This window comes from Bradyrhizobium sp. (genome assembly GCF_049519115.1).
In the GTDB taxonomy this organism is placed as follows: domain Bacteria; phylum Pseudomonadota; class Alphaproteobacteria; order Rhizobiales; family Xanthobacteraceae; genus Bradyrhizobium.
The window spans coordinates 63,468-77,804 of record NZ_JBEKRB010000018.1 but is presented as its reverse complement, the minus strand read 5'-3'; the positions used below and the strand labels follow the sequence as shown (position 1 = coordinate 77,804).

Annotated in this window: 13 protein-coding genes; 4 read left to right on the top strand and 9 right to left on the bottom strand. The window is 57.2% G+C overall.

Annotated elements, in window-relative coordinates:
- Positions 1 to 79: 79 nt before the first annotated feature.
- From ABSE61_RS16120 to ABSE61_RS16105, 4 genes are all read right to left on the bottom strand, one after another.
- On the bottom strand, positions 80 to 316 hold the full coding sequence (locus tag ABSE61_RS16120) for a hypothetical protein (protein ID WP_423872123.1): 237 nt from the start codon (positions 314 to 316) through the stop codon (positions 80 to 82).
- A gap of 1,609 nt (positions 317 to 1,925) precedes the next feature.
- The gene (locus ABSE61_RS16115) at positions 1,926 to 2,294 is read right to left on the bottom strand and encodes a hypothetical protein (protein WP_423872122.1); all 369 of its coding nucleotides are present in this window, start codon (positions 2,292 to 2,294) and stop codon (positions 1,926 to 1,928) included.
- A 618-nt stretch (positions 2,295 to 2,912) separates the two neighbouring features.
- Positions 2,913 to 3,128 (bottom strand): hypothetical protein, encoded by a 216-nt coding sequence (locus ABSE61_RS16110; protein ID WP_423872121.1) that lies wholly within the window; start codon positions 3,126 to 3,128, stop codon positions 2,913 to 2,915.
- Complete coding sequence (locus ABSE61_RS16105; protein WP_423872120.1) at positions 3,125 to 3,256, bottom strand: hypothetical protein; 132 nt, start codon at positions 3,254 to 3,256, stop codon at positions 3,125 to 3,127. Before ABSE61_RS16105 ends, ABSE61_RS16110 begins: the two co-directional genes overlap by 4 nt.
- 1,542 nt (positions 3,257 to 4,798) lie before the next feature.
- On the opposite strand from ABSE61_RS16105, the gene ABSE61_RS16100 reads away from it, so the two are divergent.
- Entirely contained in the window at positions 4,799 to 4,987 is a 189-nt protein-coding gene (locus tag ABSE61_RS16100; protein WP_423872119.1) for a hypothetical protein, read from the top strand.
- Between the two features lie 1,685 nt (positions 4,988 to 6,672).
- Here the strand turns inward: ABSE61_RS16100 and ABSE61_RS16095 are convergent.
- Together ABSE61_RS16095 and ABSE61_RS16090 are read right to left on the bottom strand one after the other, a co-directional pair.
- On the bottom strand, positions 6,673 to 7,083 hold the full coding sequence (locus ABSE61_RS16095; RefSeq protein ID WP_423872118.1) for a hypothetical protein: 411 nt from the start codon (positions 7,081 to 7,083) through the stop codon (positions 6,673 to 6,675).
- A gap of 229 nt (positions 7,084 to 7,312) precedes the next feature.
- Positions 7,313 to 8,464, bottom strand: coding sequence for an FAD-dependent monooxygenase (locus tag ABSE61_RS16090; protein WP_423872117.1), 1,152 nt, complete (start codon positions 8,462 to 8,464; stop codon positions 7,313 to 7,315).
- A 268-nt stretch (positions 8,465 to 8,732) separates the two neighbouring features.
- On the opposite strand from ABSE61_RS16090, the gene ABSE61_RS16085 reads away from it, so the two are divergent.
- The gene (locus tag ABSE61_RS16085) at positions 8,733 to 10,049 is read left to right on the top strand and encodes a dicarboxylate/amino acid:cation symporter (protein WP_423872116.1); all 1,317 of its coding nucleotides are present in this window, start codon (positions 8,733 to 8,735) and stop codon (positions 10,047 to 10,049) included.
- Positions 10,050 to 10,072: 23 nt separating this feature from the next.
- Entirely contained in the window at positions 10,073 to 11,005 is a 933-nt protein-coding gene (locus tag ABSE61_RS16080) for a LysR substrate-binding domain-containing protein (RefSeq protein WP_423872115.1), read from the top strand.
- An 18-nt stretch (positions 11,006 to 11,023) separates the two neighbouring features.
- Here the strand turns inward: ABSE61_RS16080 and ABSE61_RS16075 are convergent, their stop codons facing one another.
- Together ABSE61_RS16075 and ABSE61_RS16070 are read right to left on the bottom strand one after the other, a co-directional pair.
- Positions 11,024 to 12,397 carry a sensor histidine kinase gene (locus ABSE61_RS16075; RefSeq protein WP_423872114.1) on the bottom strand — a complete coding sequence of 458 codons (1,374 nt, stop codon included), beginning with the start codon at positions 12,395 to 12,397 and terminating at the stop codon, positions 11,024 to 11,026.
- A complete protein-coding gene (locus ABSE61_RS16070; protein WP_423872113.1) occupies positions 12,394 to 13,104 on the bottom strand; it encodes a response regulator in 711 nt (236 codons plus the stop codon). The genes ABSE61_RS16075 and ABSE61_RS16070 overlap by 4 nt, the downstream gene beginning before the upstream one ends.
- 167 nt (positions 13,105 to 13,271) lie before the next feature.
- Here ABSE61_RS16070 and ABSE61_RS16065 point away from each other — a divergent pair, with 167 nt between their 5' ends.
- The gene (locus ABSE61_RS16065; RefSeq protein ID WP_423872112.1) at positions 13,272 to 13,583 is read left to right on the top strand and encodes a hypothetical protein; all 312 of its coding nucleotides are present in this window, start codon (positions 13,272 to 13,274) and stop codon (positions 13,581 to 13,583) included.
- A gap of 107 nt (positions 13,584 to 13,690) precedes the next feature.
- Here the strand turns inward: ABSE61_RS16065 and ABSE61_RS16060 are convergent, their stop codons facing one another.
- A complete protein-coding gene (locus ABSE61_RS16060) occupies positions 13,691 to 14,311 on the bottom strand; it encodes a 3-keto-disaccharide hydrolase (protein ID WP_423872111.1) in 621 nt (206 codons plus the stop codon).
- Positions 14,312 to 14,337: the final 26 nt, after the last annotated feature.

Below are 14,337 nucleotides of genomic sequence, written 5' to 3'. Positions count from 1 at the left end.
CAGCTGGATCACCTTGCACGAGAGCGGCACCAACCTGAAATTCGCCCAAGCCGGTTTATACCTTTTCGCTTGATGTCGATTACAGGATGTCGCCGCCTGCGGGTTTCTCTGATCTTCCGTAGAGTCCCCTGATCAGAACCAGCACGTCACGTAGCGCTGCCTGATAGCCCGAGTGCCAATACTCTTGCTCGGGCGCTTTCGAATCGGGATTGTCGTGGTCGCTGATCACATAGGGCGCCTCTACCGCAATCCAATCGCGGATACCATCCAGACGGTCTTGAATTGCCAAGAGGACCGCGGGGTCGATCTCTTCCATGGGAACTCGCTAGCGGCCAACTCCGCCAATAGGACCACGATTTTGGTTAAAAAAAACAAAATAGCGGGCCCCAATATCTGTCTTATCCTCAATCGTCTCGGAAATACGGACGCCGGTAGAGCATTTTGCGCGGCGGGTAAGCACCGCGGCCAACTTAATGGAGCCGCTGGAGCCAGTAATCGATCGATGCTTTCGCCTCCGCGACTGCTCGATGTTCGTCTACATGGCGGCCGCTCACGTTGAGCTTTGGGATCGTCGACTCCCATCCGCCTTCTTCAAGCCGCCGCACTTCGTATTTTTTTATATTCCGTCGTCATGCAAAAACTCAAAACCAAAATTATCGATAATTGAATCAGTCCACTTAAACCACCTGACGGCGAGCAAACAGTAACGTCAGTATGGTCAGAGCCAAGAAGAGAAATCCGAGGTTACCTCCAGCGCACTCTCAATGCTGATTGTTGAGATCCAAATGGCTCACGGCTCCATTTGGAGTCAAAAGCGGCGTCGCCGCAAAGCCCAAGCACGGCTGACTAACCGCCGAATTTCGTTCTCTCGCGATCTTGTTGTGTTGTAGCAGCGCTGCAAAATGCAAGCGCTCCAATTCGCCCGGCAACCTTAACTGCTAAGCCTGACGTAAATTTCAGTAACTCGGTGAGATGGTCGCTGGCATCAGGTTTGCTGTTTGAATAGATGCATCAACATGCGTTCCAAAACGGACCAACGCGAGGCTCATCGATGACGAATTCGTACCGATCCGAGACGCTCCGGAGTATCGCAACGAACCAGCTGCGAATTGCAACACTTATTAACACTCTGACGCGGTCGGCGAGCATTCTTGCGGCTGATATTGAACATGAAGAAGCACAGACCAGGGTCCGTGATCTGCGAGACCCCGGGTACCCCGAATTGGCGCGAAACCTGCGGACGCGCAGGGATAACCTGCTGGCGACGGTCACTTCACTCGAGGCGATAAGGAGACCCGATAATGCTACCGCCGACTAAACTCTCAAGCAAACATGCGAAGCTCGCTTGGCGACTGTGGCGGCGCGAAGTCAACATCGTTGCTCGTTCGAATTATTCGCAAGTTTCCCGGGCCGCCTTGTGAGCCCCCAAAAGGTAGCCTCGAGCACTCCTCTTCGCTTTGAGATTGGATTCAATCGAATCACCACGAAGCGCCACTGTCCCTTTATGCGTTGCGTGGAAAATGAATTTATGTCCTTCGGATATGACGAACGACAATCGCTCGAGCTCACCGGGCAGCATACACGCTCACCGGCGTTGCCCGCTGGCAAGAAACAAAAAGACCGCCCTCGCGGGGCGGTCTTTCGTTAGCTCTCATCGTCGACAGATCAGGGTCTAGGTTTAGCCCCGCCGATTTGGTTACCAGACGCGATCCTAGCCGAAAGTGAATTCGTTTACGGAAAGAACTTTCGCAAACTCTGACTTGCCGAGCACAGGCGCTGCTTCGGTTGCACGAGAGCAGGACCTACGTGCCAAAACCGTCTGCATAGGCCGCCTCGGTGGCGCGATGCGTATCGCGTTACAGGTCAATCTTGCCTTGTGGATCATGGTAGGCTGCGCGATCGTCGACATTGCGCAGATAGCTGTTCTAGGTCAACAACCATGTCGTTGCTTTGACCGTTAGCCAACCAAGCGCTGACCACCAGCCAAACGTCGCGACCGCGGTTGTGGCCAAGAAGCAAGCGCAGAAAAGCCGCTCCGATGAACTGGAACTTCCAAGCACAGAGCTTGCAAGGCTCTCTTCGGTCAGGTGGCTCTCCACTCCCTGCCAGGCGCTAGCCGTATCCAGTACCGAACCATGTCCGCCAGATTGCAACTTGACCAACATAAGTTGATCCTCACACAGTCGCCGTTCTAAAAAGCGCAATTCGGCAGAGCTAAGATTTGAACTAAGGAGCTTTTGAAAGCGATCAATATTTCGTTGGAGTGCCCGTAAACGCGCTGTTTTTTCGTCCATCAGAATTACTCCTACAAAATGAACTTCGAAAATTCAGCCCGCTTGGCGATTTTTTGTTAGGATGAGGCCATCCTCTGACTTCTTACAACCAAAAATTGAAGTCCGATCAGGTTCCATCTAGCAAGTCTTTCCACTGAAATTCAGCAAATTTTGTGCCAGTGGCTCTAGGCGGAGCGGCACTTTCTCAACCCAACGTTGACGCCTTCGCTCCGTTTGCAAAATAGTGACTGATGAAATCAACGCGCCTCCGCGAAATGACCTTGTCATGACTGATCGTCGTTGGTCCTCGTCAAAAAATGCTAGCCCCCTTCGTGTTTCAGGAATGTGTCGCGGATCGGGAAAATGGTTTCAAGCGTTTCCATTCTGTCAACGTCGAGCTTCGCCTTTAGCCCGAAGCGCAGCAGGTGTGCAGTAGTAATGCATTCCGGTTTTGCAGCTCAGAAATTCCCGACTCTTCCCGGATCACGGCTTCCATGATCAAAAATCGCGCGAGTCTAAGTTCTAAGTCAGGCTCCGGTAGATGGCCTGTTGACGGTTGTTGAACGATGGCGCCAGCTACCGGACGGGCTGATAGAGCTTTACGATGAGACGAATGCAAACCGACGACTAAGCGTGGAGCTAATGACGGGTGGCCAGCGCCTCTGCACTTGCGAAAGCGGCCATAAGGGAAGATAGAGCTTTAAGCCTTTCTTCGGCCTGACTGACCTCTTTTCGGAGACGGATCAATTCTGCGTACTTGTCGAACAGACCTTCCGCAGCTTCGTTGTTCAGAATCTTGGTTTCCGTTCGGCGCAGACGTTCGTTGGCAGATGTTGTCTTACTCTTACGCATCATCCACCATTTGAGTCTCCTAAAAGTCTATTTTTCACCACGCGAACGCCGAAGAAGATTGATCGCGTCAGCCAATTCTTGGTATCAAGCAGCTTCACCAGCTGAGCGATGGCTTCGTCGGCATCACTCATTCCGGCCTCAATGTCTTCGGGCAATGATCAACCCGACCTGATGTAGCTCTAGGACTAGCTCCTGATCGTTCATCGCTTTCACGCACGTTGAATTTCGGTCGGGGCCGCTAAGGCATGGGATAAGCTCAGCGGCCCCTACGCGTGATTTGAAAATTGGCCGGTGACGCGGGGGAGTCAGTCGGTCAATATCGACGCGATAGATGACGATAACGGGCAACCACGCCGGCGCAATCAAACTCGCGCCTTAACCTAAAATGTCAGGGTTACTAGTGGCTGCTTTATTGTCGCCTACAAGCAGCAGTGACTCGTTGATTCAGAGTACGGCCCTCACCGGAAACTGGCGGGTTAGCGGAACCCTTCACTCCGACAGTTCCCTTAACTAACCAAGTGAAAAGGTCCGGGTAGCTGTTGACCAAACGTGCCGTCCCTTCGGCGACGGTCTGGGTCCAGCGCGGTCTTAAGGCCGTCCGCAGCTCAAGCTTCTCTATTACGATCTTGTCAGGCTCCGAGAGCGACGACGCATCGATGCTGCTTATCGGGTCAATCAAGACCGTCCCGCGTTAGATCGGGAATCCATTTACGGTTCCAGGCGCCTTATGTGGCGGCGGCCTGATTGTCGCACCCAGGATGGAACCGACCCGAGCCAGTCGGCATTGCTCCGGCAGAAACGAACCGGAGAAATCCCATGAAATTGATTATCCCTACGGCTTGCGTGGCCGCCATGTCGCTGGCTTCGTGCCGACGCAAAAGGGGGCATTAAGGGACCTATTGTTGGTGGCGTTGCCGGCATGGCGGGCCACGGTAAGCTCGGACCCGCCGCTAGTTGCGCGGTCGGTCATCATGAAGCCAATAAGAGGGACCCTAACAACGCGACCGCTCAAGCGCCGGACAAGAAGTAAGTCTCCCCACGTCCGCATCGAAAAGCCTCGCCCGCGGCGACAGGCGAGGCGTGGTTGGGACAGCTGTGTTAGGGGCCGAACGCGAAAAGCATCATAGCGTGATTCTAGAACCGCCAGCGAGCTTCTAATTCGCGTCTAATTCGCGTCGCCGCGAAGCTCGACAGACTGACACGCCGTTCATCGTCCCAGATCTTCAGCGTATGGCCGTCCGCGATGTCGCCCTTCGCCAAGAACTCCTTGAGGGCTACTGATGTGGCCGTCTTGATCGACGGGAAATGCCCGATAGATCGCCATAGCGACCGCCTAACCGAAGCTGACCAAAAACGCGGCGAGCATGCCGATCACCCCATAGCCAAGGTCAGCGTTTCGCATGCTTGGATAGTTGTCGGCCGATTCCTGCCCGACGACGCAGCAAACAGCGTGCCGACAGGTGCGCATTGCCCGCATGACAGCATAGCGCGCAAAGGATGGCAGGACTCCCGCCTCAAAACGTTTGGCTCTAGGGAGGAGCCGATATGGATCGCGATACGAAGCAGGAGATTACTGTTCTGGCCCTGGGGACGCTTGCTGCCCTGCCCGTCGTCACAGGCATTGGCCTTGTCATAGCGGCCTGTCCTTTGGCTTGGCAGCGAGGCTTGGGCTCATGACGGTCGTTGTGAAAATTATAACGGTTTGGTTTGGCCTGAACTTATTTATCCCGGCCTTCATCTATTACCAGCGTACGCCGAGCTTTCGGCATCGGGTGTTTCGGACGACCTTCGGCCTCTTCGCCTTTCCAAGCGAGCGTCGCTTAGCACACGCGCTGGTCTATGCAGCTCATCAGCATCGTTGATTGAGAGCGCGCATCACGTCATGAGGACAGTGACTAATGTCGCTGACATCCTCTCCGAGGTCACCTCGGTTGTCGCAGGCTCCGAGGCGCGCGCCAAGGGACACGCCGTCAAAATCCAGTAGGGCGTGCGCTAGGATACGTTCTTTGCTAGAACCTCTTCCGCGGGCCACGAATTTGGGCCCGGCTGACTTATTTTTTTGAGGTTAGTTTATGAGTACCCCAAGGACACGCTCGCTGGAACAGCTTCGAAACCTTATGTCCGAGCTTACGGTTCTGCGAGCGCAGGTGGAGGAAGCCGAACGCAATCGGTCACAGTCGATGGTCCAGTTCAATCGGCTGTTGAAGTTGCGCAAGCTCGAAGCCGCTCGCATCAGGCCCAACTGTACGCCACTTGCATCGCGCACAATATCATGCCCCAAAGGCCAAGATTAACTTCGATCGCCACCAGCATTGATTGTGCTCCCCGACGAGCGACGAAATCACCCGACTCGCGTCGCGGTAACAGCTGACTGTTACAATATGCGCAAAGTATGGTTCGCAATTGCGAGATCTCCTCGGCTTTCCGACATCAAGCAAATCAAAACCGAGGGACGACGCTCGCACGGCTGTCGCTAACGCGACACGGCACACACAGTACGTTTTTTTCGTTTGTCCGACTCGGGTTGAACGTGGCATTTTGCTTGGGGAGTAGGCCAGCGCGAGGAATTGCGATGATCCACAAGAATGCTTTTGGAATTGCCGTTGCAAGACGGCTGTAGCTGTGCCCGGGATCGTTCTCCTGCGGCAGGGAGGCGCTTCGTGTCCAAATCAAGCCGGCCTGAATCACGCGAGCGGCGCAACCCAAATTGCCGTGCCAAATCCTGCACTGTCCCGCATTCGCTTACTGGTCTCCAAATCCAACGAGCCAAGAACGGCAGTCACCGATTTAGAGTGAACATTTTTCTCGGCGCGCGCGACATATCCACCGACTGGGGATTTCAGTGCTCCAGTGACTAGCCAGCACCGATAAGCGATCATACTGCGCTTCGGCGGCGTTGCGTATGCGTGAACCTGAGACCGTGTCGAGATCAGACTTAAGGGACCTGAAAGTGAGCGGCTGGTCATTCCGATATCTCGATGTCCGCCAGATGGTGAGTCAATCTCGGCAGTTCGAAACGAAAGAACTCGCGCTCAAGGAAGCATGCTCCTATGACCGCGCGGGAAATGCCGTGTTATCGCTCGAAGGACCTGGTGATAAGCTTACAGCCGCAGATATCTCCGCATGGTGTGCGAAAAACGTTTCCTAAAGTTCTGAAATCCCGATCCGCGCCTTACCGACCGAATTGAGCTTGTCGAACGCATACGCATCCCGTTCGAAGCGCTCTTGCAAAAAAGCTAAAATTGAAATCTCGGCACAGTAGGTCCGTTCACGCTGGATCGAAGTCTGGCACGGGCTACCGGTCGATGGAGAAGGAGCGATTGTAAAACTCCTGCGCCCGTCGCAACCGGTTGGCCCACTCGCGTCGGGCTCGCAGAGCCATGTGTTTACGGTTTAGAAGCTGGGATCCGGAGGTTTCTCGAGCTTGTGCCCGGATCGAAGCGCCGCGACAAGAAGTAACGACCGCCCGCGCGCCGCCAAATCTGGTCAGTTGCAAAACTGCTCACATGTTTTGATGGGGGGCCAGCTCATCAGTCCGCAATCAACGTCACACAACCGGCTGCCTGTAGTCCGGAAACCGGCTCAAGACCGCGGCCCTCAAAAACTTGAAGTGGGAGATCGAGTCGGCGAGCGACCTCAGACGCTTCTGGCCATTTGAAATTTCTTCGCTGAACAGGTTTTGGTGGTGGCGATCGAGCGGTTCGCGATCCAGGTACTCGTCACTGGCATTTCCAACCGTTACCGCGGCGCGCGCCAGAACTTCCTCGACCCGCTCGCTCAAGCCCTTTTGCTCGCGCTCGGCTGCATGCAATGCGGCTTCGATCGCGTTCATAACGCCTTCGACGCGCTGGTTGTCGGTTTCCTCATCCCGTTGAGGAGAGCGGACCTTGAATCCGTCACGTCCCAGATGATCCCGGGCAAAATTGCGCGCGCGCGTTCGTAAAAATAGCTGGAACATAATCCTGTTAGAACCCCGAGACGGTCCCGAGAAGCGGGTGAAATCACTCGAAGATGGCTGAAGAATACTTACCGGCCCGAACTCACCTGGCCTGGCGCACCGTCGATATGACGTTTCAGCCCGCGTTCTTCTGGCTCGGTATTTAATTGGTGCACGATACCATGATTCACATCTTGAGCAAGCACCCCCCTCACGCGGCTTGCTCTTAAGACCGCCGCAGGTTGCAAGGCTATGCCGATTTGGCTTGCTCCAGATCTGCAAGCGGCGCCTCCCAGGCATCATAGCTATAGACCCAGTCTGGATCGGTGGGGCCCTTGAGCCACGTATTCGTGCGCGAACTGAGCTGCACGCGTGACGTCCGTTCCTTTCGCGTTGCTTCGAAGCGCCGGAACGCGTGAGCCGCGCCGTCGCGGTCAACTCCTTTGAGGCAACGCGACAGTACGGCCGCATCCTCGATCGCCATTGCGGCCCCCTGCGCCATATATGGCGTCATCGGATGGCAGGCGTCCCCAAGCAACGTCACGTTGCCGTCGCACCAGCGCGACAATGGATCGCGGTCAACCAGCGCCCATTTGTGCACAGCAGGGCAAGCTTCGAGGACGTGACGCACCTGGGGGTGAAAGCCGGCAAAAGCCTGCCGAAGTTCGCCGACGTCTCCCATTGCCGACCACGATTCAACCGCGAAGCCGGCGTCGGGCTGGCTGGTCACAAAATAGATCTCGCTGCGGTCCGGCTTCACATAATAAATGACGATATGGCGGTCGGGCCCCCACCATTTGGTGCAGTCATCGATTTCGTAGCCGTTCAATAGCGCTGCAGGAAAAACGGTGCGGTAGGCGATGCGGCCGGTGAAATTTGGCTTTTGCTGGCCAAACAATTCGTCTTTTACAAAGGAATGTACACCATCTGCTGCGACAACCGCATCAACGATCGTGTTCTCGCCATTGGCGAACCGCAGACTGACACGTTGATCTGCGAGTTGCTCGAAGCCAGTGAGTTTGTGCCCGAGGCGTATCAATTCAGGGGGCACCGCACTCGCCAGCGCTGCGTGCAAGTCGCCGCGATGACCGAGAAGATACGGCGCTCCGTATTTTTCTTCAGCAACGGGGCCGAAAATCATGTCAAACCGAATATCACCCGTATCATATTCCTTGTTGTTCCATGAACGCGGATAAAACGCCTCGCGTCGCAGCATCGGCTCGAGACCCCACCCGCGCAGGACCTTCATCGCGTTACAACCGATCTGGATGCCGGCACCCAGGCGTGTAAATTTCGTCGCCTGCTCATAGACCGTAACGTTGAGCCCGGCGCGAGAGAGTCCCGCGGCAGCCGCAAGACCGCCCATCCCTGCTCCAATGACTGCTACCGAGGTTTTTTCCATCGCTCCAGCCCACTGCTTCGATCGGATAATAGCTTACGGTTTTCATATGAGCGGTGCGGCACCGCAAACGATTAATTCTAACTCGCCGTGAATAATTCTCACGGTCACGCCCGTGGGATCATTGCCGTGAGTTTAGCTCACACTGCCTGACCTTAAGTCGTTTGCGCTCGCAGCCCCTGGCATTCAAATCTGCTGGTAACGACGCTCGGGTGTGGCAGGCTAACCAGCCGGCGAAAAAACGGTCGGATCAAGGGGGATATGGCGCAACATGCGGGCGATAGCGGACGGTGGAGGTAGCGAAAGACAAGCCGCGATCAAGCCCTGGTACGCAGAGCCCTATATCCGGGTCCTCATCGCGATCGGCCTTGGAGCATTGGTCGGCTATCTGTGGCCTGACATCGGCGCGAGCCTGAGGCCGTTAGGAGATGCCTTGATCAAGATGGTCAAGATGGCGATCGCGCCCATCATTTTTCTAACGGTCGTGCACGGCATAGCGAGCCTGGACGACATGGGCAAAATGGGCCGCATTGGCCTGAAAACGATCATTTATTTTGAGGCGGGCACCTCCATTGCCCTCCTTTTTGGGCTTCTTGTTGTCAACGTGGTGAGGCCAGGCGCCGGCATGCACGTATCGCCGGCTTCGCTCGATTCCAAGCTGGTCGAATCCTACGTCACACAGTCACATGATCAGTCGGTCGTTGGATTTCTGATGAACGTCATTCCACAGACGTTCGTTGGCGCATTTACAAACAGCGATACCCTGCAGGTGCTGTTCGTTGCCCTTCTGTTTGGCATCGGCCTGCAACGGTTTGGCGAACGAGGCAAGCCGGTCCTCCAACTCGTCGAGGCATTATCGAAGATATTCTTCATCGTCATCGGAATGCTCATGCAGATTGCGCCGATCGGCGCGTTCGGTGCGATGGCCTTTACGGTCGGAAAATATGGGGTCGGCACGATCCTGACCCTGGCCGGATTCATGCTGACGTTCTACGCCGCGTGCCTGCTCTTCGTGATTGTCGGGCTTGGCGTGGTATGCCGCCTCGCCGGCTTCAGCATCTTCAAGTTAATTCGATATCTGAAGGAGGAGTTGTTGCTCGTCTTCGGACTTTCGGGATCCGAGCCCGTGATGCCCCGCTTTATGGCAAAGATGACGGCGGCGGGATGCTCGGAGTCGACCGTTGGCCTTGTCATACCGACCGGTTACACCTTCAATCTGGACGGCACCTGCATCTACCTGACCATGGCGGCGGTGTTTCTGGCCCAGGCGACCGATACGCCGATGTCGATCCCGCAGCAGATCGTCCTGGTCGCCGCCTGCCTCATCGCCTCGAAGGGTGCGGCTGCGGTCACAGGCAGCGGATTTATCGTACTGGCCGCGACGATCGGGGCGGTCGGGCATGTGCCGGTCGCGAGCATCGCGCTGTTGCTCGGCATCGACCGCTTCATGTCCGAGGCGAGAGCACTGACCAATTTCATCGGAACGGCCGTGGCGACGGTCGTCGTAGCGAAGTGGGAGGGAGAGCTGGATCAAGAACGCTTTGCCCTGTCGCTCGACAATCCTGAGGCCCCCAAGCTATCTTCTTGAGGCTTGAAGGAGGCTTTGCCCGTATGAGAAAACTACCGCCGCTCAACGCGGTGAGGGCATTCGAGGCGGCTGCGCGACATGTCAGCTTCACCAAGGCCGCCGACGAACTCCGTGTCACGCATGGCGCCATCAGCCGGCAAGTTGCCTTGTTGGAAGGCTGGTTCGGCGTCAAGCTGTTTCGGCGGGCACCTTCCCAACTCACACTCACTCCGGCCGGGCATATCTATTACCGCGAAGTCACCGCCGTGCTCGACCGACTGGCGCTGGCGTCGATGAATCTGAAGCAGCAAAGCGCGACGTCAGTCCTGAGGATCAGCGCGCCGCCGACGTTCACCATGCGATGGTTGATCCGTCGTATCTCCTCGTTCCAGAGGCTCCGCCCGGATGTTGAACCGCGGTTAACGACTTCAATTGCTCCGCTCAACATCCAGGATACGAGCTTCGACGTCGCTATCCGGGGAAATGTGGGTGAGCCAGCGGCCGGTTGGCGGTCACAGCATTTCATGACGGAAATGATCGCGCCTGTTTGTCACGTCGACCTGCTATCCGGCTCGCCCTTGAAAAGGCCGGAAGACCTCAAACACTACACCCTGATTACCTATCTCACGGAGCCTTACCCCTGGAGCCAATGGTTTTCGCAGGCCGGCACTGAGATGGACGCGGCGCAGGAAACACGGCGGTTTGAGCAAATGTTCTTCGCGCTTCAGGCCACGCAGGAACGCATGGGCATCGGTTTGTTTCCGCTTTTTCTGGTGGTCGACGAGCTGATGAACGGAGAGCTTTGCTTGCCCTTCGGCGATCTTGGCCTGCGAAAACGAGAATATCGGTCATTCTGGCAGGCAGAGAATGAGAGCCGCTCGCCTATGGAAGATTTTTCGATGTGGCTTGTCGAGGCCGGGCATGAGACCGAGCAGTTCATGCAGGAATGGGCGACCTCGACAGGTCTACAGTTCTAGCCCGCTCGACCGCCGTGATCACTCGGCGGATCGCTTATCATCATTGATCCGCGGAAGGCAAATTCTGAATCGGGCGCCGCCACCCGGCGCGCTGTCGATTCCGATCGAGCCGTGGTGTTGCCGTTCGACGATGCTGAGCGCGATGGCGAGCCCGAGCCCCGTGCCTCCGGTCGAACGATTGCGCGACGACTCAGCACGATGAAACGCCCTGAAGACGGCCTCGCGCTGCGAGGGCGGCACCCCCTGCCCTTCATCATCGACGATAATCTCCGCCATACCTCCCTGACTGCGCACCGTCACATGCGCCACGCAGCCGTATCTTAGCGCGTTTCCGATGATGTTCGATAATGCGCGGGACAAAGCGGCACGATCGCCGGCGATGAAAAATGGTTCGACTTGCTCTCGATTGAGCGTAACCTGCCCACCTGTCATCCGCGCGACCTCCACCTCATCTGCGACAAGGGCATTCAGTTCGACGGCCTCTCTGGCTTTCGGGGGATTGGCATGAACCGCGACAAGCAGCGCATCCTCGACCAGCTTGTCCATCGCATCGAGATCACGCATCGCCTTCTCGATTTGGGTCGGATCGTCGAGAATATCCAGTCTGAGCTTCAGCCGTTGCACATAGGTCTTGATGTCGTGGGCGATAGCCCCGAGCATGACGTTGCGCTCGTCCAGCAGCATCGCCACCTGCTCTTCCATGCGAAGCGTGCGCTTGGCGAGACCCGAGATTTCGGGCGAACCCCGGATCGGGAACGGCTCGGGCGCACCGGTTACCGCAAACATCTCGACAGAATGCGCAATTCGTTCGATCGCACGCCCCTCCCGCAAGATTACCAGCAAGACGCCGCCGGTTAGAAGCAGGCCAAGGATGCCGAGCCAGAAACCCGTCGGCAGTCCGAAGAAGCGCGGCAGAAGATCGCCGCGCACCTCCGCGACAAGCCATTCCCCTCCTCCGAGACGCACAAAGACCCGGACCGGTTCGGTCGATAGCGCCCAGTTGACCGCGCGGTTGTCGCGGCCAAATCGCCGCGCGTGGATTAGCGCAACGACGCCATCGGGCGCCTCGGCGGCGAGCCGCTTTCGAACCGCGTCCTCTACCTCGCGCACATGGGCGTCTCTCGAAGTCTCGACGGGGGCTTGCGAGGTCACGCGATAGGAAAGACCGGTTCCCGAAATCGCGGTCAGGACGTCTTTCCTTTGGGGGTCGTCGAGACTTCGCCATAGCCGAACCACGGCCGCGATCTGGTCGGGCACAAGGCCGGCGGCACCGCCGATGCGCAGTCGGCGAATTTCGACAAAGGTCGAGGTCAACCCGAGGACTTCGAGAAGGAGGGCAATGGCCGCAATCCAGAAGAAGATCCGCCACAGCCGTATGCGGCGAACCTTCATGGCGCGTTTTCCACGGCTGCGGTGAGGACGTAACCGACATTACGCACGGTCTTGAATCCGTCCTCGGGAAACCCGCCCTCGACGAGCTTCTTTCGCAGCCGGCTCATCTGGACATCGATGTTGCGATCGAAAGTGTCGGAGCTGCGTCCACGCGTCCATTCGATCAGCTGATCGCGCGACAAAACGCGGCCTGGCCTGTCCACGAAGCAGCGCAGCAGTTCGAACTCGCCCGATGTGAGCGACAGTGGCGCATCTTGTCCGCCGAACACCGAGCGTCGGTCCAGATCGATGAGCAATCCGCCGACGCGAAGTTGGCTCGCCTTGGTTGAGCTGCCGCCACGCCGCAGGATCGCCTTCACCCGGGCGACAAGCTCCCGTCGTTCGAACGGTTTTGGCAAATAATCATCGGCCCCCAATTCCAGACCGATCGAGCGGTCGATGCTGAGGCCACGGGCTGAAATCATTAGAATCGGTATGTTGAGCGTCTCGCGCAACCGCTGGCAAAAGGAAAGCCCGTCCTCGCCCGGCATCATGATATCGAGGATGATTAGATCCACATCGCCCTGTACGCCAAGCGTCCGGCGCGCCGTCGGCGCATCCCTGGCTTCTCGCACGTGAAAACCCGCGCGCGTCAGCACGACCTGGAGCAGCGAACGGATTTCGTCATCATCGTCAACGACGAGGATTTGGGGCCTGCTTTGCGACATATCGGCAATTGTCCCCACGCGGCCCGCACGGCACAAGCGGCAAAACGACCTGCAATAAATTGCAATATTCGCCGGGCCGCCTGCAATGACCAAGCAAAAAAGCACTACCATCTTCATCGCCGTGAAGCTTGCCAAAGCGGCAACGCTTAAGTGAGAGGAGAACAGCGATGAAGACAACCATCCTTGCCGCCTCTGCGGCCTTGATACTCTCGACAGCCGCGGCATCGGCCGCCGAACCCGGCAGCTGGTCGACGCGTTGGACGGGACCACATGGCGGCGTCTACGAGGGCAGCGGAAAGTGCGCCGACGGGGCCTGTCAGAGCAGCGGGACGTTTACCGGACCGCATGGCGGGGTCTGGCACCACTCCGGTAACGCTCACCAGGTCGTGCCCGGACAATGGGCCGGCGAAGGGCAAGTCGTCGGCCCGGCCGGTGGAACGTGGCAGCATTCATGGACCTGGCATCGTGCCGGAATTTGAGCACGGACCTTAGCGATAAAATGCCCGCGATAAAAAACTGCCCTCGCACATCGATGATGCGAGGGCGGCTCATGTTCGCTTATCACGACAAATGAGCGACGAGACGTTTACAGCGGCTTGATCTCGACCTTGCGGAATTTGACCACGCCCTTGTCGTTCGCCACGCCGTTGGCGTCCTTGGCGCCGAGACCGTGCTGGAGAGCGACCTTTCCGTTCGCGAGCTTTGCGTCCTGCGCACCGTCGACAGTCTTCTGGCCGTTGAGCACAACCGTGAAGCTCGAGCCCTTCGCCGTGATCTCAAAGGTGTTCCACTTGCCGCCCGCATGCGGCATCGGATCGACCTTGGCGACGTTGACGATGGCGCCGGTGCCATAGCTCGGATCGGGCCGCGTATCCCAAATATTGACTTCGTAGCAGGTCTCCGCGCCAATCTTCTCAGCGTCGGTGCAGCGAATGAAAATGCCGCTGTTGGAATCCGCGTCGACCCAGAACTCGGCCCTGATCTCGTAATCCTTGTAGTCGGTCTTGGTGACGAGGAATCCGTTGCCTTTGTCGGCGACAATCATCCCGTCTTCGATACGCCAGTTGGCGTCGCCGACCTTGCTGAAGCCGTCAAGACTTTTGCCGTCGAACAGCGTGGACCAACCGGTTTCGCTTGAGGCCTGTGGCGGGTATGCCAAGGCGGCGAAGCCGATGGCAAGCATTGCAATGGCGGACTGGCGTTTCATGAAAATACTCCCCTTTGATGTTGTTC

Bases quoted from the DNA above. Each gene is read 5' to 3' on its own strand.
- ABSE61_RS16120 (WP_423872123.1), bottom strand. From the start codon at position 316: ATGGAAGAGATCGACCCCGCGGTCCTCTTGGCAATTCAAGACCGTCTG.
- ABSE61_RS16115 (WP_423872122.1), bottom strand. From the start codon at position 2,294: ATGGACGAAAAAACAGCGCGTTTACGGGCACTCCAACGAAATATTGAT.
- ABSE61_RS16110 (WP_423872121.1), bottom strand. From the start codon at position 3,128: ATGATGCGTAAGAGTAAGACAACATCTGCCAACGAACGTCTGCGCCGA.
- ABSE61_RS16105 (WP_423872120.1), bottom strand. From the start codon at position 3,256: ATGAGTGATGCCGACGAAGCCATCGCTCAGCTGGTGAAGCTGCTTGAT.
- ABSE61_RS16100 (WP_423872119.1), top strand. From the start codon at position 4,799: ATGACGGTCGTTGTGAAAATTATAACGGTTTGGTTTGGCCTGAACTTA.
- ABSE61_RS16095 (WP_423872118.1), bottom strand. From the start codon at position 7,083: ATGTTCCAGCTATTTTTACGAACGCGCGCGCGCAATTTTGCCCGGGAT.
- ABSE61_RS16090 (WP_423872117.1), bottom strand. From the start codon at position 8,464: ATGGAAAAAACCTCGGTAGCAGTCATTGGAGCAGGGATGGGCGGTCTT.
- ABSE61_RS16085 (WP_423872116.1), top strand. From the start codon at position 8,733: ATGCGGGCGATAGCGGACGGTGGAGGTAGCGAAAGACAAGCCGCGATC.
- ABSE61_RS16080 (WP_423872115.1), top strand. From the start codon at position 10,073: ATGAGAAAACTACCGCCGCTCAACGCGGTGAGGGCATTCGAGGCGGCT.
- ABSE61_RS16075 (WP_423872114.1), bottom strand. From the start codon at position 12,397: ATGAAGGTTCGCCGCATACGGCTGTGGCGGATCTTCTTCTGGATTGCG.
- ABSE61_RS16070 (WP_423872113.1), bottom strand. From the start codon at position 13,104: ATGTCGCAAAGCAGGCCCCAAATCCTCGTCGTTGACGATGATGACGAA.
- ABSE61_RS16065 (WP_423872112.1), top strand. From the start codon at position 13,272: ATGAAGACAACCATCCTTGCCGCCTCTGCGGCCTTGATACTCTCGACA.
- ABSE61_RS16060 (WP_423872111.1), bottom strand. From the start codon at position 14,311: ATGAAACGCCAGTCCGCCATTGCAATGCTTGCCATCGGCTTCGCCGCC.